At 66.8% G+C, this 18752-nt stretch carries 19 protein-coding genes; 5 read left to right on the forward strand and 14 right to left on the reverse strand.

Annotation, left to right across the window (positions count from 1 at the left end; translation table 11 throughout):
• Positions 1–34 precede the first annotated feature (34 nt).
• Positions 35–1279 (reverse strand): peptidase T, encoded by a 1245-nt coding sequence (pepT, locus tag DDT93_RS14085; RefSeq protein ID WP_109466489.1) that lies wholly within the window; start codon positions 1277–1279, stop codon positions 35–37.
• 178 nt (positions 1280–1457) lie between these two features.
• On the opposite strand from pepT, the gene DDT93_RS14090 reads away from it, so the two are divergent.
• The 4 genes from DDT93_RS14090 to DDT93_RS14105 all read left to right on the forward strand — a co-directional run bounded on the left by DDT93_RS14090 (position 1458) and on the right by DDT93_RS14105 (position 7090).
• Positions 1458–2531 carry an AI-2E family transporter gene (locus DDT93_RS14090; RefSeq protein WP_109466490.1) on the forward strand — a complete coding sequence of 358 codons (1074 nt, stop codon included), beginning with the start codon at positions 1458–1460 and terminating at the stop codon, positions 2529–2531.
• A 2-nt stretch (positions 2532–2533) separates the two neighbouring features.
• Entirely contained in the window at positions 2534–3214 is a 681-nt protein-coding gene (locus tag DDT93_RS14095) for a P-loop NTPase family protein (protein WP_109466491.1), read from the forward strand.
• Positions 3215–3258: 44 nt separating this feature from the next.
• Positions 3259–5433 (forward strand): RNA degradosome polyphosphate kinase, encoded by a 2175-nt coding sequence (locus DDT93_RS14100; protein ID WP_109466492.1) that lies wholly within the window; start codon positions 3259–3261, stop codon positions 5431–5433.
• A gap of 112 nt (positions 5434–5545) precedes the next feature.
• Positions 5546–7090 carry a Ppx/GppA family phosphatase gene (locus tag DDT93_RS14105; protein ID WP_109466493.1) on the forward strand — a complete coding sequence of 515 codons (1545 nt, stop codon included), beginning with the start codon at positions 5546–5548 and terminating at the stop codon, positions 7088–7090.
• On the opposite strand, the gene DDT93_RS14110 is transcribed toward DDT93_RS14105, so the two are convergent.
• From DDT93_RS14110 to DDT93_RS14140, 7 genes are all read right to left on the reverse strand, one after another.
• Positions 7091–7498, reverse strand: coding sequence for a hypothetical protein (locus DDT93_RS14110; RefSeq protein ID WP_109466494.1), 408 nt, complete (start codon positions 7496–7498; stop codon positions 7091–7093).
• Between the two features lie 39 nt (positions 7499–7537).
• Positions 7538–8551: an endonuclease/exonuclease/phosphatase family protein gene (locus DDT93_RS14115; RefSeq protein WP_109466495.1), complete on the reverse strand. Its 1014-nt coding sequence runs from the start codon at positions 8549–8551 to the stop codon at positions 7538–7540.
• On the reverse strand, positions 8551–9231 hold the full coding sequence (locus DDT93_RS14120) for a molecular chaperone DjiA (protein ID WP_109466496.1): 681 nt from the start codon (positions 9229–9231) through the stop codon (positions 8551–8553). The genes DDT93_RS14115 and DDT93_RS14120 overlap by 1 nt, the downstream gene beginning before the upstream one ends.
• A gap of 65 nt (positions 9232–9296) precedes the next feature.
• Positions 9297–9908, reverse strand: coding sequence for a VOC family protein (locus DDT93_RS14125; protein ID WP_109466497.1), 612 nt, complete (start codon positions 9906–9908; stop codon positions 9297–9299).
• An 80-nt stretch (positions 9909–9988) separates the two neighbouring features.
• Complete coding sequence (locus DDT93_RS14130) at positions 9989–10468, reverse strand: MAPEG family protein (RefSeq protein ID WP_232825462.1); 480 nt, start codon at positions 10466–10468, stop codon at positions 9989–9991.
• A 1-nt stretch (position 10469) separates the two neighbouring features.
• Complete coding sequence (gene scpA / locus DDT93_RS14135) at positions 10470–12599, reverse strand: methylmalonyl-CoA mutase (RefSeq protein WP_109466499.1); 2130 nt, start codon at positions 12597–12599, stop codon at positions 10470–10472.
• On the reverse strand, positions 12556–13494 hold the full coding sequence (locus DDT93_RS14140; RefSeq protein ID WP_109466500.1) for a hypothetical protein: 939 nt from the start codon (positions 13492–13494) through the stop codon (positions 12556–12558). Before DDT93_RS14140 ends, scpA begins: the two co-directional genes overlap by 44 nt.
• 193 nt (positions 13495–13687) lie before the next feature.
• Between DDT93_RS14140 and DDT93_RS14145 the strand changes: the two genes are divergently transcribed.
• A complete protein-coding gene (locus DDT93_RS14145) occupies positions 13688–14143 on the forward strand; it encodes a DUF4174 domain-containing protein (protein WP_109466501.1) in 456 nt (151 codons plus the stop codon).
• Between the two features lie 52 nt (positions 14144–14195).
• Here DDT93_RS14145 and DDT93_RS14150 read toward each other — a convergent pair whose 3' ends face one another.
• From DDT93_RS14150 to DDT93_RS26530, 6 genes are all read right to left on the reverse strand, one after another.
• Complete coding sequence (locus tag DDT93_RS14150) at positions 14196–14576, reverse strand: hypothetical protein (RefSeq protein ID WP_109466502.1); 381 nt, start codon at positions 14574–14576, stop codon at positions 14196–14198.
• The gene (locus DDT93_RS14155) at positions 14573–16618 is read right to left on the reverse strand and encodes an acetyl-CoA carboxylase biotin carboxylase subunit (RefSeq protein WP_109466503.1); all 2046 of its coding nucleotides are present in this window, start codon (positions 16616–16618) and stop codon (positions 14573–14575) included. The genes DDT93_RS14150 and DDT93_RS14155 overlap by 4 nt, the downstream gene beginning before the upstream one ends.
• 135 nt (positions 16619–16753) lie before the next feature.
• A complete protein-coding gene (locus tag DDT93_RS14160) occupies positions 16754–16969 on the reverse strand; it encodes a hypothetical protein (RefSeq protein ID WP_109466504.1) in 216 nt (71 codons plus the stop codon).
• A 382-nt stretch (positions 16970–17351) separates the two neighbouring features.
• Positions 17352–17696: a hypothetical protein gene (locus tag DDT93_RS14165; protein ID WP_109466833.1), complete on the reverse strand. Its 345-nt coding sequence runs from the start codon at positions 17694–17696 to the stop codon at positions 17352–17354.
• 20 nt (positions 17697–17716) lie between these two features.
• A complete protein-coding gene (locus DDT93_RS14170) occupies positions 17717–18046 on the reverse strand; it encodes a DUF6497 family protein (RefSeq protein ID WP_232825463.1) in 330 nt (109 codons plus the stop codon).
• 170 nt (positions 18047–18216) lie between these two features.
• A complete protein-coding gene (locus DDT93_RS26530; RefSeq protein ID WP_157960179.1) occupies positions 18217–18684 on the reverse strand; it encodes a hypothetical protein in 468 nt (155 codons plus the stop codon).
• Positions 18685–18752: the final 68 nt, after the last annotated feature.

The raw sequence follows: 18752 nt of genomic DNA on the forward strand, positions 1-18752 counted from the left end.
GATGAGATATCCCCGCTGAGGGCGGGAGCCGCGCTCAGGCTTCCGCCACCCGCCGGACGATGTTCAGGCAGACCTCGGTCGCCTTCGCCATGTCCTGCACGCTGATCCACTCCAGCGGCCCGTGGATCTCCTGCATCCCGGTAAAGACGTTGGGCGTCGGCACGCCCATCTCGGTCAGCCGCGAGCCGTCCGTACCACCCCGGATCGGCACCGAAACCGGCTCCATCCCCGCATCGCGCACGGCATTGCGCGCCAGCTCCACCGGGGTCATATCCTTTTCCAGCCAGTAGCGCATGTTCCGATACTGCGGACGGATCTCGCAGGTGATCTCGGCCTTGGGCTCGGTCGCCGCCACCGTCTCGCAGACCTGCCGCAGCAGCGCACCCTTGGCCTCCAGCCCGTCCCGTTCGAAATCGCGCAGGATGAACTGCAGCTCGCAGGCGGCCGCCTGCCCCTTCATCTCGACAAGGTGGATAAAGCCCTCGCGCCCGTCCGTCGTTTCGGGCGTCATGGTGACATGCGGCAGGGTCATCACGATCTTGGCCGCAAGGTGCAGCGCGTTCACCAGTTTGTCCTTGGCCCAGCCCGGATGTGCCGCAACGCCGGTGACCTTCACCACCGCGCCATCCGCCGAAAAGCTCTCGTACTCGATCTCACCGGGCTTCGACCCGTCGAAGGTATAGGCGAAATCCGCACCAAGGTCCTTGGGCAGCTTCGCATCCACCCCGCGCCCGATCTCCTCGTCCGGGGTAAAGGCCAGCCGGATCCGCCCATGCGGGATCGCGGGGTTCGCCAGCAGGTGCCGCGCCGCCGTCATGATGATGGCCACCCCGGCCTTGTCGTCCCCGCCCAGCAGCGTGGTTCCGCTGGCGGTGATGATGTCCTCGCCCACCTTCTCGGCCAGGTAGGGAGAGTTCTCCGGCGAGAGCTTGAGCGCGGGCGCATCGGCAAAGGTGATGTCGCCCCCGTTGTAGCCGCGATGCACCACCGGCTTGACGCCCGTCGCGTTGAACGCGGGCGCGGTGTCCACATGCGCCAGCAACCCGACCACCGGCAGATCGCCCTCCGCCGTCGCGGGCACCGTCGCCAGCACGGCGCCATAGGCGGTGATGGTCACATCCTCGGCGCCCATCTCCTTCAGTTCGGCCTCCAGCATCCGCGCCATGTCGAGCTGACGCTCGGTACTGGGAGAGGTCGGCGAGGCCCCGTCGCTCTGGCTGTCCACGGCAGCGTAGCGGACCAGCCGCTGTTCCAGTTCGGCGTCGAATTCACGGGTCATCGGGGCACTCCTTGTGATTGCCGGCATCAGGGCGACGGGTCGCGCCGATGTCAAGCTGGTGTCCCGCGCGGCGCACCGCAAAGCCACGATGCTCCGCCAAAACCGCCGAGCCTCTTGAATCCGGTGCAGTCATGGGCGATGTGACATGAAACCGCCATCCGGAGATCCGAGCCCCGCCATGTCGCTCCCCGTCAAGGTACAGCTGAAATACTGGGGCATCGCGGCCCTGATCTTCGCCGCCGTGCTCTGGCTTCTGGGAGACGTGCTGCTGCCCTTCGTGATCGGCAGCGCGGTGGCCTATTTCATCGACCCGCTGGCGGACCGGCTTGAACGCGCCGGTCTCAGCCGGGTCGCGGCCACCGGGGTCATCACCATCGCCGCCATCCTGATCTTCGTCCTGATGCTGCTGCTGGTGGTGCCGACGCTGATCAGCCAGACCTCGGGCCTCATCAACACGCTGCCGCAGGTGGCCGACCGGGTGCAGACCTTCCTCGGCGAACATTTCCCCTCGCTGCAGAACCGGGAATCGACCCTGCGCCAGACCCTCTCGTCCATCGGTCAGGCGATCAAGGACCAGGGCCCGCAACTGCTGCAGACCGCGCTCGGCTCGGCCGTCTCGGTGCTCAACGTCGTCATTCTGCTGGTCGTGGTGCCCGTGGTCAGCGTCTACATGCTGCTCGACTGGGACCGCATGGTCGCCCGCGTCGATGAACTGCTGCCGCGCGACCTCGCCCCGACCATCCGCATGCTCGCCTCCGAGATCGACCACACCCTCGCCGCCTTCGTGCGCGGCATGGGCACGGTCTGCCTGATCCTCGGCACCTACTACGCCGTGGCGCTGATGATCGTCGGGCTCAACTTCGGCCTCGTCGTCGGCTTCATCGCCGGACTGGTCACCTTCATCCCCTACCTTGGCGCCGTGATCGGCGGCGTGCTCGCCATCGGGCTGGCGCTGTTCCAGTTCTGGGGCGACTGGGTGTCGATCGGCATCGTCGCCGGTATCTTCGTCATCGGCCAGGTGGTCGAAGGCAACCTGCTCACCCCCAAGCTCGTGGGCAGCTCGGTCGGCCTGCACCCGGTCTGGCTGCTGCTGGCGCTGGCCGTCTTCGGGGCCCTCTTCGGCTTCATCGGGATGCTGGTCGCGGTGCCCGTCGCCGCCGCCCTCGGGGTGCTCGCCCGCTTCGCCGTGCGGCACTACATGTCCAGCCCGCTCTACACCGGGTCCAGCACCGGCGGGCAGGACCCCTACTGACCATGGCGCGCCAGCTGAGTTTCGACCTTCCGGCCCGCGAGGCGCTGGGGCGCGACGATTTCTTCGTCGCCCCGTCCAACGCCATGGCCGTCGCCATGATCGACGCCGCCGGATCCTGGCCGACGCCCCAGCTGGTGCTGAGCGGCCCCGCCGGATCGGGCAAGACCCACCTCGCCCATGTCTGGGCAACGATGACCGGCGCCCCCATCCTCTCGGCTGCCGATCTGCCGGGGCAGGACATCCCCGCCCTTGCCGCCCGGCCCGCGGTGATCGAGGACGTGCCCGCCATCGCCACCGACGCCGCCGCGCTGGAAGAGCTGTTCCACCTCTTCAACCTCTCGCGCGCCCTCGGCCAGCCCCTGCTGCTGACCGGCCGCCCGGCCCCGCGTCACTGGAACCTCGCCCTCGCCGACATCCAGAGCCGGATCGACTCCGCCTGCCACGCCGAGCTGGAACCACCGGGCGACCAGCTGCTCTCCGCCGTGCTGGCCAAGCTCTTCAACGACCGTCAGGTCACCCCGAAACCCGATGTCATCCCGTACCTGCTGCGCCACATGGAACGCTCGTTTCAGGCCGCTGCCGCAACGGTTGCCGAACTCGACCGCCTGTCGCTCTCCGAGGGGCGTCAGGTCTCGCGGACACTCGCCGCAAGGGTCGTTGGTATCGGCCCGGATAAAGACTAAACTGACGTCACCAAACGGTTACAAGACACCGGGATAAGACGCGCATGACACATGCAGATTTCCTTGAAGGCCCGTTTCCGCCGGCCGTCGAACTCCCCGACCTGAACATCTCGGGGCCGGGACGATTCTATAACCGCGAACTCAGCTGGCTGGGCTTCAACTGGCGCGTTCTGGAAGAGGCCGAGAACACCCGCGTGCCGCTGCTGGAGCGCCTGCGCTTCGTGTCGATCTCTGCCAACAACCTCGACGAATTCTTCACCGTCCGCGTCGCCGGTCTGCGCGAGCTGGCCCATGCCGGCAACACCCTGCCCGCCGCCGATGGCCTCAGCCCCGCCGAACAGCTGGTCCTGATTTCAGACGATGCGCGCCGCCTGATGCAATCGCAGCAGCGCGTCTTCGGCGAGCTGAAGGTCCTGATGGAAGAGGCGGGTATCTCGCTGCTCACCCGCGACGACCTGACCGAGGACGACAAGACCTACCTCGACGACGTCTTCCTGAACCGGGTGTTCCCGGTTCTGTCGCCGCTGGCCATCGACCCGGCGCACCCCTTCCCCTTCATCCCGAACACCGGCTACTCGCTGGCGCTGCAACTCGAACGCAGCCGCGACCGCCGCAGCCTGCAGGCGCTGCTGCCGATCCCGGCGCAGATCGACCGCTTCGTCTCGCTGCCCTCGCCCGCAGGCGAGAACCGCTTCCTGCCGCTCGAGGAACTGCTGCTGCTCGAGATCGGCAGCCTGTTCCCCGGCTACAAGCTGAAGGATCACTTCGAATTCCGCGTGCTGCGCGACAGCGACCTCGAAGTCGAGGAAGAGGCCGAAGACCTCGTGCGCGAGTTCGAGGTGGCGCTCAAGCGCCGCCGCCGTGGCGAAGTGGTCCGCATGACCCATTCCGCCCGCGCCCCCGAGGCCCTGCTCAAGACGGTGATGGACGAACTGCACGTGATCGACAGCGAGGTGATCGAGGTCGACGGCATGATCGGCATGGCCGACCTCGGCGAGCTGGTGATCGACTCCCGCCCCGACCTACTCTGGCCCTCCTTCACCCCGCGCGTGCCCGAGCGCGTGCAGGACCACGAGGGCGACATGTTCGCGGCGATCCGCCAGAAGGACATGCTGCTGCACCACCCCTACGAGACCTTCGACATGGTCATCCGTTTCCTCGCCCAGGCGGCGCGCGATCCGGACGTGGTGGCGATCAAGCAGACGCTCTACCGGACCTCCAAGAACTCGCCCATCGTCGACGCCCTCTGCGAGGCGGCAGAAGACGGCAAGTCGGTCACCGCGCTGGTCGAGCTCAAGGCCCGCTTCGACGAGGCCGCCAACATCCGCCAGTCGCGGCGGCTGGAACGGGCGGGCGCCCACGTCGTCTATGGCTTCATGGATCTCAAGACCCACGCCAAGATCTCGACCGTGGTGCGGCGCGAGGGCGACCAGCTGGTCACCTATACCCACTACGGCACAGGCAACTACCACCCGATCACCGCGCGCATCTACACCGACCTCAGCTTCTTCACCTGCGACAAGTCGCTTGGCCGCGACGCGACCAAGGTGTTCAACTACCTCTCGGGTTACGCCCAGCCCGAGGCGCTGGAAAACCTCGCGATCTCGCCGATCTCGCTCAAGCCGCGCCTGCTGGAGCTGATCGACGCCGAGATCGAACACGCCAAGGCCGGCAAGCCCGCCGAGATCTGGGCCAAGATGAACTCGCTGATCGACCCCGAGGTGATCGACGCGCTCTACAAGGCCAGCCAGGGCGGGGTGAAGATCAGCCTCGTGATCCGTGGCATCTGCGGTGTCCGCCCGGGCATCAAGGGCCTGTCCGAGAACATCCGCGTCAAGTCCATCGTCGGCCGCTTCCTCGAACACTCCCGCATCGTCTGTTTCGGCAACGGCCACGGCCTGCCCAGCAAGAAGGCCCGCGTGTTCATCTCGTCCGCCGACTGGATGGGCCGCAACCTGAACCGCCGGGTCGAGACTCTGGTCGAGATCAACAACGCCACCGTAAAGGCCCAGATCGTCAGCCAGATCCTCGCGGCGAACCTCGCCGACGTGGCGCAAAGCTGGGTCATGGCGCCGGATGGCAGCTTTACCCGCGCGCCGGTTCCGGACGGGGCCTTCGCCTTCAACTGCCACCGTTTCTTCATGGAAAACCCCTCGCTCTCGGGCCGGGGTTCGGCAGGTGCGGCGGACGTCCCGAAACTGACGCATGGCGAGGATTGAGGCCGGTTCCGGTTGCCCCTACGTCGGCGGCAAACCGCACCGGGCCGGGGCATTCAACGATTGACCACCCCTGCCCCATACATCATCTTGTCCCGGCCAGACCGGGGATGACATGACCTTGCAATCCGAAGCCGCGCCATCCGAATGGGGTCCCTTTGGCCGCCCCCTGTTTGACGACCCGAGCACCCATGCGCTCGCGCGCGTGGGCGTGGTCGATATCGGCTCGAACTCGGTCCGTCTGGTGGTGTTCGACGGCGCGGCGCGCTCGCCGGCCTACTTCTACAACGAAAAGATCATGTGCGCCCTTGGCGCGGGCATGTCCGAAACGGGCCGCCTGAACCCGCAGGGCCGCGAGCGTGCCCTCGCCGCGCTGAAACGCTTCCGCTGCCTCGCCGATGGCCTCGACCTCCCCCCGCTGACCGCCGTCGCAACCGCCGCCGTGCGCGACGCCGAGGACGGCCCGGAGTTCTGCGCGCAGGTCGAGCGCGAGACCGGCCTCAAGATCTGGGTGATCGACGGCGAGGAAGAGGCACGACTCTCGGCCCAGGGCGTGCTGCTCGGCTGGCCCGGATCCTACGGGCTGGTCTGCGACATCGGCGGCTCGTCGATGGAACTGGCCGAGATCCACGACGGCCGCGTCGGGCGCCGCGTCAGTTCGCAGCTCGGGCCGCTCAAGCTCGGCGGGCTGAAGGGCGGTCGCAAGGGCCGCAAGGATTACATCAAGGCCGTGATGACGGAACTGGCCCAGACGATGGGCGAACAGCACAACCGCCTGTTCCTCGTCGGCGGCAGCTGGCGCGCCATCGCCCGCATCGACATGCAGCGCCGGGGCTATCCCCTGAAGGTCCTGCACGAATACCGCATGACCGCGACCGCGGTGCGCGAAACCGCCCGCTACATCGAGGAACAGGACCACGAGAAGCTGCGCAGCGCCTGCGGCATCTCCTCGGCCCGCATGGCGCTGGTGCCGCTGGCGATGGACGTGCTCACCCGGCTCGTGCGCACCTTCGGTCCCAAGGATATCGCCGTCTCCAGCTACGGCATCCGCGAGGGGCTGCTCTACGAACAGATGCCGCAGCGCTTGCGCGACCGCGATCCGCTGATCGAGGCCTGCCGCTTTGCCGAGAAGAAGGACGCGCGCCTGCCCGGTTTCGGCAAGATGCTCTTCGACTTCGTCATGCCGCTGTTCCGCTCTGCCCCGCCCGCGCGCGTACGCCTGATCAAGGCCGCCTGCCTGCTGCATGACGTCAGCTGGCGCGCCCACCCCGATTACCGGGCCGAGACCTGTTTCGACAACGCCACCCGCGCCAACCTCGGCGGGCTCAAGCACTCCGAGCGCGTGTTCCTCGGCCTCGCCCTGCTGCACCGCTACAAGAACAAGCGCGAAGGCACGAGCTTCGAGGCGCTCTACAAGCTGCTGGACGAACGCGACCTGCACCAGGCCGAGATCCTCGGCAAGGCGATGCGCTTCGGCGCGATGCTCTGGATGCACAAGGACGAGCAGATCGGCGAATTCAACTGGCAGCCCAAGAAGAAGGTGCTGACGCTCACCCTGCACGACCATGCCCGCCCCCTCTTTGGCGAAGTGGCCGAGGCGCGGCTCATGTCCCTCGCCCAGACGCTGGGCGCCGAGGTTCAGGTCAAGACAGCAAGCTGATCAGATATCCTGCGGCTCGGTCACCGGCGGCGGGTCTTCCTCGCGCGGCACCGGGCCACTGTCGGGGTCGGCATCGTCTGACGGGTCGGGCTTGCGGCGGATGATGATGTCGCCATTGTCCAGCATCTCCGGCGCCTCGTAGCGGCTCCAGTCGTCGACCTCGTCAAGGACACGCCCCAGCGCGGGGCCCATCTCCTCGAGAAAATCGCGCATCTTGGGGCCGTATTCCGAGATCACCCCCTGCAGATCGCGCAGGGCGGGCGACATCTCTTCCTTCAGACCCCGGAAGAACAGGTGCATCCCCTCCTCGATCTTCGAGCGGCCATCGCCCTCTTCCTCCTCGCCGGTGGCAAGGGCGGGACTGGCGGCAAGCGCCATCGTGAGGATCAGGGGCACAATCTGTCGCATGACTCCAATATAGGCCGATGCAGGCCCCGCGTTAAGGGCTCAGAGGTCGATATCGAGCGTGATCGGGAAATGATCGGAGGCCGTAAGCAAGGCTTCGCGCAACTCCGGCACTGCGTAACACCGCTGATCGTCAAAGGGATGCCAGATGCGCCAGGCCGGGGCCCGGGCCATCAGGTCGGGCGAAACCATGATGTAATCCAGCAGGGCCTGCAGATAGCGCTGCTGCGTCGGCAGCCAGAACCGGGCCGAAACAGGCGTGGCCCCGATCCTCTGCTGCAGGGCCATCCGCGCGTGGGGGTCGTACATGTCGTCGCCCAGCAGGATCTCGACCGACGACCGCCCGAACAGGTGCTCGAATTCGTCCAGCCCCGGGCCATCGTTCAGGTCGCCCGCAAGGATCACCGGCTCGCCCGCATCAAGATGGCGCTGCAGCCGGGCCCGCAGCCAGATCGCCTGCGCCAGCTGCTTGCGCCGGTTCGAGATTTGCGCCCGCATGATCGCGTCATGCCCCCGCGCCCCGTGCGGCGCCTTTGATTTCAGGTGCGCCCCGATCATCCGGAACTCGGTGCCCGTGGTCGTGCGGATTGTCAGCTCCAGCGGCGGCTTGGAAAAGCGGACGTGATCCTCGGTCGCGTCGATGTCGAGGTCGATGTGGAAGACACCGTCGAACCGGGGCGGCTCGTCCCCGTCGCGCGGCGCGGCGAAGTCGCCCCGCGGATCATGCCATGCATCCAGCTTGTAAGGATCGTAGAGCAGCGCGATTTCCTGCTGGGTCTCGTTGGCGAACCCCATCACGGCGCTGTGCTGGCGCAGACCATAGGTCTTTGCGAAGTTCTCCAGCGCCCGCACCGTGCTCTGCCGCCGCCCCGAGTTCGGCGCCTCTATGATCATCACCGCGTCGGCGTCGATGGCCGTCAGCACCACCGCGATGGCCTCGGCCTGATCCTGCCGGGTCACGTCGTGCCGCCCCGACCAGCCCCCGTCGGCCAGCAGCCGGTCCTCATCGTCAAAGAGGTTCGCGAACCATTCGACGTTGTAGGTGGCCAGCCGCATCAGGTGACCGCGCCGTTGATCTCGTCCCACGCCCTGTTGATGTCGCGCATCCGTTTCTCCGCGAGCTTGATCGCCTCCTCCGGCACCCCCCGCGCGATCATGCTGTCCGGGTGCGTCTCGCGCACCAGCTTGCGCCACGCCTGCCGGATCTGGTCGGGCGGCATGTCAGGGGTCACGCCCAGCACGGTGTATGGGTCGGGCTTGGCATCCGGCACGAAGCGGCTGCGCATGGCGGCGAACTGCTGCTCGCTCATCCCGAAGATCTCGGCGACATCGGCCAGAAACTGGTCCTCGTCAGGATGATACAGCCCATCCGCCATGGCGATATGGAACAGCCCCTCCATCAGGTCCGAGAGCGTGTCCGGGTCGCGTTCGAACATCCGCTGGATGCGCTGCGCATACTCGCGATAGCCCGCGATATCCGTGCGGGCGAGGTTGAACACCCGCGCCGCCCCAGCCTCGTCCTCGCGCGCGATCTGGAACACCTCGCGAAAGGCCGTCACCTCGTCCCGCGTCACCCGCCCGTCGGCCTTGGCCATCTTCGCACCCAGTGCGATCACCGCGATGGCAAAGGCCACCGAGCGTTCGGGGGGCGTGCGCAGGCGCTCGAAAACCTCCGAGAGGCTTTCGCCGTTGGCCAGCGCCGCAAGCGCGTCGGATATGCGGGTCCAGATCGACATGGGTTCAGGATATCGTGGGAAGTTGTTGATGTCAGGCCGCGACTTGCGCCGCCTGACGCCGCGTTTCAGACCAGCCGGCGCAGCCCGTTTGGCGTCTCGATCTCGGCCATCAGCCCGGCGGGTCCGGCCTCGAACACCACGCGCGCGTCGGCAAAGACGGGCAGCAGGGCCGCCTCCAACGCCGCCGCCTCGGGATGCGAGACGACGAGCCGCCGCAGCGTGCAGCCCGAGGGAGTCAGCAGGCTCGCCGGATGCACCGGGCTCTGCCACTGGATCACCGCGGGGTGCATGTTGTCGAACGGCAGGATACCATCGGCAGGCACCGCCATCTGCCAGCGCAGATCACCGCGCCGCAGCGCCACCGGCGCCCCCGCGCCCTCCGGCAGTGCCGCCAGCGCCTCGGCCATGTCCGGCGTCGCGCAGATCCAGTTGGTCAGCCGCGCGGGTCCGGCAAAACGGTCAAGGTCGAACCAGCGCGGGCGCTCCGGCACCGGCGCATCGGGGTTGATCGCGATGGCCTCGAGGTAGAGCCCGTCCGCCAGCCCCAGCAGCGCGTTGTGGGTATGAAACACCGCGTGCTCGCCCCCCGGCTGCATCCGGACGCCCAGCGCCTCCTCCACGGCGGCAACGGCTTCCGGCAGCGTCGTGCCGGACACGGCGATATGGTCGAGGATCATCGGCTTGGCTCCGGATCGAGGGGTCAGCGAAACCTATGAAATCGCCCCGGAAAGCGCAACGCGATAGCCCGCGCCCGCAATCACATCCAGGCCACCAGCGTCCAGACTGCGACCAGCACGGTCGGGTAGAAGGTCGCCGCGAAGCCGAATGCGCGCAGCGGCGGCGCGCGGTGGTAGCCGTACCAGAAGGCGAGCCGCGCAATGGCAAAGCCGAAGCCGAGGTAGAGCACGACCTGCCCGCCAAGGGTCAGCGCCGCAAATGGCCAGATCAGACCGGCCAGAACCGCCTGCTCCACCGTGTTCGCCAGCACCCGCTGGTCCACCCAGCCGGGCGATCCGGGCGGAAACGCCTCGCCGTCGATCACCGTATCGTCAAAGAAACGCCGCTGCGCCAGCCGCCCGATCATCAGGATCATCACGAGCCCGGGCGCAAAGACCGCGCCCGGAAAGGCGATGGCCGGCGGGGCAAAGCCGCCCCGCGTCCCGCCCAGAACCAGCAGGGCAACGGCCCATGCAAGCCCCGCCGCCATGCCCAGCAGTATCGCCGTTCTCTTGCTCAACTCAGCTCCGCGCGTCGCGGATCAGGCGCAGGATGTCCTCGGCCGCCTTCGGGATATTGGTGCCCGGTCCGAAAATCGCCTTCACCCCGTTCTTGTAGAGGAAATCGTAATCCTGCTGCGGGATCACCCCGCCGCAGATCACGATGATATCCTCCGCGCCCTGATCCTTCAACGCCTGCACCAGCTGCGGGGCGAGCGTCTTGTGGCCGGCCGCCTGCGAAGAAATGCCGACGACATGCACGTCGTTGTCGATGGCGTCCTGCGCCGCCTCGTCCGGCGTCTGGAACAGCGGGCCCACGTCCACGTCGAACCCGATGTCGGCAAAGGCGGTGGCGATCACCTTGGCGCCCCGGTCGTGCCCGTCCTGCCCCATCTTGACCACCAGCATGCGCGGGCGGCGCCCCTCTTCCTCGGCAAAGTCCTCGACGGATTTCTGAATGGCGGCAAAGCCTTCGTCGCCCTCGTACGCCTTGCCATAGACACCCGCGAGCGTCTTCACCTCGGCCCGATGGCGGCCGAACACCTTCTCCATCGCCATGCTGATCTCTCCTACGCTGGCTCGGGCACGTGCCGCCTCGACCGCCGCTTCCAACAGGTTTCCGCCTTCGCTTGCGCGCCGCGACAGCTCCGCCAGCGCCGCCTCGCAGGCCGCCTGATCGCGGCTGCCCCGGATGCTCTCAAGCCGCGCGATCTGGCTCTCACGCACCTTCACGTTGTCGACATCGAGAATGTCGATCGGGTCTTCCTTGTCCTTGCGGTACTTGTTGACCCCGACGATCACCTCCTCGCCCCGGTCGATCATCGCCTGCCGCATCGCCGCGCTCTCCTCGATGCGCAGCTTGGGCATGCCGGAGGCCACCGCCTTGGTCATGCCGCCCATCTCGTCGACTTCCTCGATCAGCGCCCAGGCCTTCTCGGCCAGGTCCGCCGTCAGGCTCTCGACGTAGTAGGAGCCCGCCAGCGGATCGACCACCTTGGTCACGCCGGTCTCTTCCTGCAGCACCAGCTGGGTGTTCCGCGCGATCCGGGCCGAGAAGTCAGTCGGCAGCGCGATGGCCTCGTCCAGCGCGTTGGTGTGCAGCGACTGGGTGCCACCCAGCACGGCGCTCATCGCCTCATAGGCGGTGCGGATGACGTTGTTGTAGGGGTCCTGCTCCTGCAGGCTTACGCCCGAGGTCTGGCAGTGGGTCCGCAGCATCTTGGAGCGTTCGTTCCTGGCCCCGAACTCGGTCATGATCCGGTGCCATAGCAGCCGCGCGGCGCGCAGCTTGGCCGCCTCCATGAAGAAGTTCATGCCGATAGCAAAGAAGAAGCTCAGCCGCCCGGCGAACTTGTCGACGTCCATCCCGGCCTCGATGGCCGCCTTCACGTATTCCTTGCCGTCCGCCAGCGTATAGGCCAGCTCCTGCACGAGGTTCGCACCGGCCTCCTGCATGTGGTAGCCCGAGATCGAGATCGAGTTGAACTTGGGCATCTCGTTCGAGGTGTACTCGATGATGTCCGAGATGATCCGCATCGAGGGCTCGGGCGGGTAGATGTAGGTATTGCGGACCATGAACTCCTTGAGGATGTCGTTCTGGATGGTCCCCGACAGCACCGACTTGTCGTGCCCCTGCTCTTCCCCGGTCACGATAAAGCTTGCCAGCACCGGGATCACCGCGCCGTTCATGGTCATCGAGACCGAGACCTTGTCGAGCGGGATGCCGTCGAAGAGGATCTTCATGTCCTCGACGCTGTCAATGGCGACACCGGCCTTGCCCACGTCCCCCACCACGCGCGGGTGGTCGCTGTCATAGCCCCGGTGCGTCGCGAGGTCGAAAGCCACCGACACCCCCTGCTGACCGGCCGCGAGGTTGCGGCGGTAGAAGGCGTTCGATTCCTCTGCCGTGGAGAAACCGGCATATTGCCGGATCGTCCAGGGACGGCCCGCATACATCGTTGCCTTCACCCCGCGGGTAAAGGGCGCCTCGCCCGGGAACGAGCCAAGGTGCGGCAGGTCCTTCACGTCTTCCTCGGTGTAGAGAGGCTGGACGTCGATTCCCTCCAGCGTCTTCCATGTCAGGCTGTCCAGCGGCTTGCCCCGCAGTTCAGCCTCGGCGCGCTTTTGCCATTCGGCTTTCTTCGTCGTCATTCCGTCTTCCTCTTGTCATGCCATCGACGCCGGGGTTGGCCCCCAGCCGGGTCTTGTTCGGATCGTCCGCCAGCAGCGCGAGCCCGTCGGCCCCGCCCGCCAGCCACATCAGGTCATCCGCATAGGCCTCGCGCAGCGCGGCCAGCTGGAATGCATCGAAAGGCGCCCAGCGCCCCGTCTCCGGGGGCAGCGCGGCGGCTACATCCGCCGTCACGACCGCCCGCAACTCATCGAGGTTCGGCGCGGGGTTCAGCCGTTCGCGCGCGCGTTTCGGCGCGCTGAACCCGGTCAGGGCAGAGAGCAACAGCTCCGGGCGCCCCGCGAAGGTCTCGAAGGGATAGACCCGCACCTGCGCGCGCGGCATGGCGCAGGCCACGTCCGCGATCACGTCGCGCCAGCTGCGGTCACTGCGCGCCATCGCGTCGCGCCGCGCGGATGCAGGCAGCGCATGGCCCCGCCCCACCATCACCGCCAGCAGCGACGGCCAGTAGCGGTCCTGCCCCCGGATCGTGACAGCCACCTCGCCGACGTAATCGCCAAAGCCCTGCCAGAGCCGCGCCAGCCGCTGCCCCGCCCCGGGGTAAAGCGCCCCGGCGGCGAGGGTGTCGCGCAGACCGCCCAGCAGCTCGGGGTCGCAGACCAGCAGGTGCCGCACGCCCCGCTCGGCCTCTGCACGCATCCGCAGCCTGATCCGCCCGGTCGCCCGGCGCACGGGGTCGCGGCGGAACACGGGCCCGCGATGCGGCGTCAGCCCGTGTATCAGCCCGCCGCGCAGCGCCTCCGGCCCCCAGACCGCAACGCCAAGCCGGTCGAGCGCGGCCTGGTTGCTGCCCGCATAGCCCAGAAAGCTCTGCGTGGCGCAGCGGTGCGCGCCGATCATCAAGGTTACCTTCATCGCCGCTCGCTCCGCACGGAAACCACAAGGCCCCCGCCCGGCGGGAGCGCGGCGATCATCGCGCCCCATGCTGACAAAGCGATTAACGGCGCCGGAATTCAGCCCCGCCCCTCCCGGTTTTTTGCGCGAGAGGGCGCAATCGGTGGTCGCATTCCCCGCGCCACCCCCTATATTCAGAGCAACAGGAGGACAAATGACCCGGATCTTAGCCCTTGTTCTGGCGGCATTTATTCCCGCCCTGACCTTTGCGCAGGATGCCTCGTCGACCGAGGCGGCACCGCTGATCCGACCTGCGGGCGACAGCGACCTGCCCGAGTTTCTCTGGGTCGCCCGCCCGGTGGTGGTCTTCGCCGACAGCCCGAACGATCCGAGTTTCATCGAACAGATGGAACTGCTCGAATCCGGGCAGGAAATGCTGGCCGTGCGCGATGTCGTGGTGCTGACCGATACCGATCCCTCCGCGCGGGGTCCGCTGCGCAAGAAACTCAGGCCGCGCGGCTTTGCACTGGTGCTGATCGCCAAGGACGGAACCGTCGAATTGCGCAAGCCGCTGCCCTGGACGGTGCGGGAACTGACGCGGTCCATCGACAAGATGCCCGACCGCCAGCGCGAGGTCGAAGAGCGCCGAGGCCCGGGGCTCATGCAATAACGGCGCAACGGCTCCTGCCGTTCGCCGATACCGCTATGCCCCCGGACCGTGCTCACCCCAAAAGCCTCCGCGCCGCCGCACCCCCGATGCCGAAGAGCATGACCAGCACGACGATCAGCGCTTCCATCGCCGTCAGCCAGCCGCCCCGGATCGCGAACAGCGCCAGCGCCACCAGCAGCACCGTCGCCCCCGCGCCGGAGGCGAGCCATCCCGCGCCGAGCCGTGCCTTCAGCAGGTTCGACAGGACCGCCACGTAAACCCCGAACCCGGCAAGCGCGGCCACCAGAACCATCGCCGCCAGCACCAGCAGGGCGCCCCCCTCGCCCCGGCTGACCGTGGGTGCGGCCAGCGTGAGGGCGAACCACGCAACCACCAGCCCCGCGCCAAAGGCAACGGCATGCATCAGGTAGGCGCGCAGCACGGGTGACATCATTCGAACTCCATGATCACGTCATCGACCGCGAGGCTGTCGCCTGCCGCCGCGTTGATCTTGGACACGATGGCCTTCTTCTCGGCGCGCAGGATGTTCTCCATCTTCATCGCCTCGACGGTGCAGAGCGGCTGGCCCTCCTGCACCTCGTCACCGACCTCGACATTCACCTTCACGATCAGGCCGGGCATCGGGCAGAGCAGCAGCTTGGAGGTATCCGGCGGCAGCTTCTCGGGCATCAGCGCGGCCAGTTCGGCGGCGCGCGGCGTGCGCACATGCACCTTCAGGTCCGCGCCACGGGTCCGCAGGCGGAAGCCGCCCGAGATCTTCCCGACCTTCAGCACCAGCTTGCCACCATCGACGTCGATCTCGGCCAGCTGGTCGCCCGGCGTCCAGCCGCTCGCCACGCGCAGAACCGCGCCATCCTCGAAGGCCACGCTCGATCCGCCCTGATCGGCCTTGACCGTCACCGGAAAGCTTTCGCCCTGCAGCGAGACCACCCAGTCCTCGCCCACCTTGCGCTCGTGGTTGTCCATCCGGCCCGAGATGCGGGTACGGCGGATCTCGGCGACCCGGTACATCGCCGCCGCGCTGGCCGCGATCTTGCGCAGCGCCTCCACCGGCAGGTCCACACCGTCGAAACCCTCGGGGTATTCTTCGGCGATAAAGGCCGTGGTCATGTCGCCAGACACGAACTTGGGGTGATCCATCACCGCTGACAGGAACGGCAGGTTGTGCCCGATCCCTTCCAGCTCGAACCCGTCGAGCGCGTTACGCATGTGCTCGATGGCCTCGGCCCGCGTCGGCGCCCAGGTGCAGAGCTTGGCGATCATCGGATCGTAGTACATCGAGATCTCGCCGCCCTCGTAGACGCCGGTATCGTTGCGCACTGCGTGGCCGCCTTCCGGCGCCTCGCCCTGCCACTTGCCGTTCACCAGCAGCGGGCCCGATGCCATTTCCTCTGGCGGGCGATACCGGATCAGGCGGCCGATCGAGGGCAGGAAGTTGCGATACGGGTCCTCGGCATACAGCCGGTTCTCGATGGCCCAGCCGGTCAGCTTGACGTCGTCCTGCGTCATGGTCAGCGGCTCGCCGTTGGCAACGCGGATCATCTGCTCCACCAGATCGACGCCGGTGATCAGCTCGGTCACCGGATGCTCCACCTGCAGGCGGGTGTTCATCTCGAGGAAGTAGAAGTTCTTCTGCCCGTCGACGATGAATTCGACGGTGCCCGCCGAGGCATAGCCCACGGCCTTGGCCAGCGCGACGGCCTGTTCACCCATCGCCTTGCGGGTCGCCTCGTCAAGGAAGGGGCTCGGCGCCTCTTCCACGACCTTCTGGTTCCGCCGCTGGATCGAGCATTCCCGCTCGCCGAGGTAGATGCCGTTGCCATGCGCGTCGCACAGCACCTGGATCTCGATGTGGCGCGGCTGGGTTACGAACTTTTCGATGAAGATCCGGTCGTCACCGAAGGAGTTCGCCGCCTCGTTCTTGGACGACTGGAAGCCCTCGCGCGCCTCGGTGTCGTTCCACGCGATCCGCATCCCCTTGCCACCGCCCCCGGCGCTGGCCTTGATCATCACCGGGTAGCCGATCTGGTTCGAGATCTTCACCGCCTCTTCGGCGTCCTCGATCAGGCCCATGTAGCCGGGCACGGTCGACACGCCCGCCTCCTGCGCGATCTTCTTCGAGGTGATCTTGTCGCCCATCGCCTCGATGGCCTTCACCGGGGGGCCGACAAAGGCGACACCGGCGGCTTCCAGCGCCTGCGCGAACTTCGGGTTCTCCGACAGGAAGCCATAGCCCGGGTGCACCGCCTCGGCGCCGCTCTCCTTGATCGCCGCCATCACCTTGTCGATGACGATATAGGACTGGTTCGCCGGCGGCGGCCCGATGTGGATCGCCTCGTCCGCCATCTGCACATGCAGCGCCTGCCGGTCCGCGTCCGAATAGATCGCGACCGTCTGGATCCCCATCTTGCGAGCCGTCTTGATCACGCGGCAGGCGATTTCGCCCCGGTTGGCAATCAGGATTTTCTTGAACATCTCTGGTCCTTCGTCTGGAAGATGGGGAAACGCAAAACGCCGCAGCCGGACGTGAGCCCGGTTGCGGCGTTGCGAAATACGGATGGGACGGGGCCGACGCCCCCGCCTACGCGGCCCGCCGTAGCGGGCGCGCGCTTAGCACTTGCCGGGGTTTTCCTGGCAATAGATGAGGTTGGCAGCAGCGCCGACGGCCGCGCCGGTAACGAGGTTACCGTTGAGCAGCGCCGAACCGGCCGCACCGGCGCCTGCGCCGTAGAGGGCCTGTTCACCGGTGGTATCGCCACAGGCTGCAAGTCCGCCGCAGAGGGCAAGGGCAGCCACGATTTTTGCAGTCGTTTTCGAATAAAGCATTTGGGGAGTCCTTGGTTTTTCTTGTCACTCGACAAGTGAACCCATGAACTACGCTGCGGGTTCCGCAACACGATTTCGCGGACACGCGATTTTTGAGCGATCCGCCGCCCAAGGCTCGGCGCGCCCTTGCCGGTTCCCGGCTCCGCACGGTGAAAAAAGTCGGGCGGAGCAGCATCCACGATGCGGTCCCGCCCGACCAGGGAAGGGGTACGGAAATTGTGATTTGCGGTCTCGGTTCCGGACGGACCAAAGCCCACGCTTGCGACACTGCGGCCAAACGTGGGTTTCGCCAAGCCGCCTGCCGCGACCTGCCTGCTTTGGGCCGAATCGCGCCGAAATGCTCTGGCCGCCCGCAAGTTCATGCCGAAAACGGCCGCATGGCTCATTCGAAAGCCTCCGGGAACGTCTGGCGCGCCACGTCCGCATCGATGCGCAGCAGCGCCTCGTAGCTTTCCGGGTCGAACGGCTCTTCGGCCGGAACCACCTCGCGCCCGAACAGCCAGCTCAGCCGTCCGGCATCGAGGTTGCCGCGCTCGAAGGGTTCCTCGCCGAAATGGTACCACAGCGCCTCCATGAAGGCGCTGTCGGCCCGCCGGTCGGCCGCTTTGCGGTCGCGGAACCGCTCGCGGCGGATGATCTCCGTCACGCCCTTGGGATTGGGTCTGCGGATGGTGAACTGGTAATCGGTGCCGGGCAGTCGCCCGGGAAAACCACGGTGTTTGAGCATGTAGGCGTCCTTGCCGGCCATCAGAAGCCCTCCCAGATACACTGGCCGTCGTCGGGCCGGTAGGCCTCGAAATACTGCGTCGCCTCGGGGTCGGCGCTGCCAAAGGGAAGCTCGCGGTCGGCAAGGGAAATCACCACGCGCGCGGCCTCGATCCCCTCGCGTTCGAGGTAGGGCAGCGCATAGGTGGCGCAGAGATCGTCGATATCGCCCGCCGCCGCGTCATGACCGACCGAGCCGCCCTCGCGCGCGATGCCTGGCGCGACAAAGCGGAACCGCACCCAGATCTCGCCGGGGCTGTCGTCGATCAGTACCTCGCTCAGAACGACGTCCTGCCCCGAGGGTACTTCCACGGCATCAAGCGCGCGCACCGGTGGCGCGGCGAGCAACAGCAGGGATAATGCGGAAATGGCAAAGGGACCAAATCCGCGACCCCGACCCCACCCTTGCGGGCGGGCTCCTCCTGTCGGGGTCGCAGGCGCGCCGCTAGTTGCGCGCGCTATCTCTTGGTCCGCTGGACGGATCATGACGCATTTTCGCCCGTTGTGTCAAATTCTGCACGAGTTTTAGTCGAAGATTTTTTCGACGCTGCGGAACATGCAGTTTCGGCGCGGGTGTTGCGCCCCTGCATCGGCGGAAAAACCGGCGCTCCGCCATGCCCGTCGCCTGTAACAACTGTCCAAATATTGTATGAAAAATCAGTGGCTACGCAGCATACAGCGGCATACCGGAGCATCTCTCCACGCGCGCCCGAATTAAATTCGAGCGCTGAATTATTGTTTGTTTTCATGCGCGTTTTTTCATCCGCGCCGCGCCGGTCGTGATTAATTTTCCGCGCCGATCCGGTCCGAAGGGATGCATGTACTGACCTTTTAACGCGTTCAGGACGAATCGCCCGCCCCGCGCCGGGCATCCGGCGAATCACGCCCCGCCCCGCCTGCAGGCGCAGGTCGGTCGGGTGCGTCCCGGCGATGTCCCAGAAATCGGTCATTGTCATTCCACGTCCGGTTGAGCGGCCCACGAGGCCAAAACGAAGGCACTGGGGCGGCATCGGGCCGC

It is taken from the genome of Albibacillus kandeliae, from assembly GCF_003116585.1.
GTDB lineage: Bacteria > Pseudomonadota > Alphaproteobacteria > Rhodobacterales > Rhodobacteraceae > Albibacillus > Albibacillus kandeliae.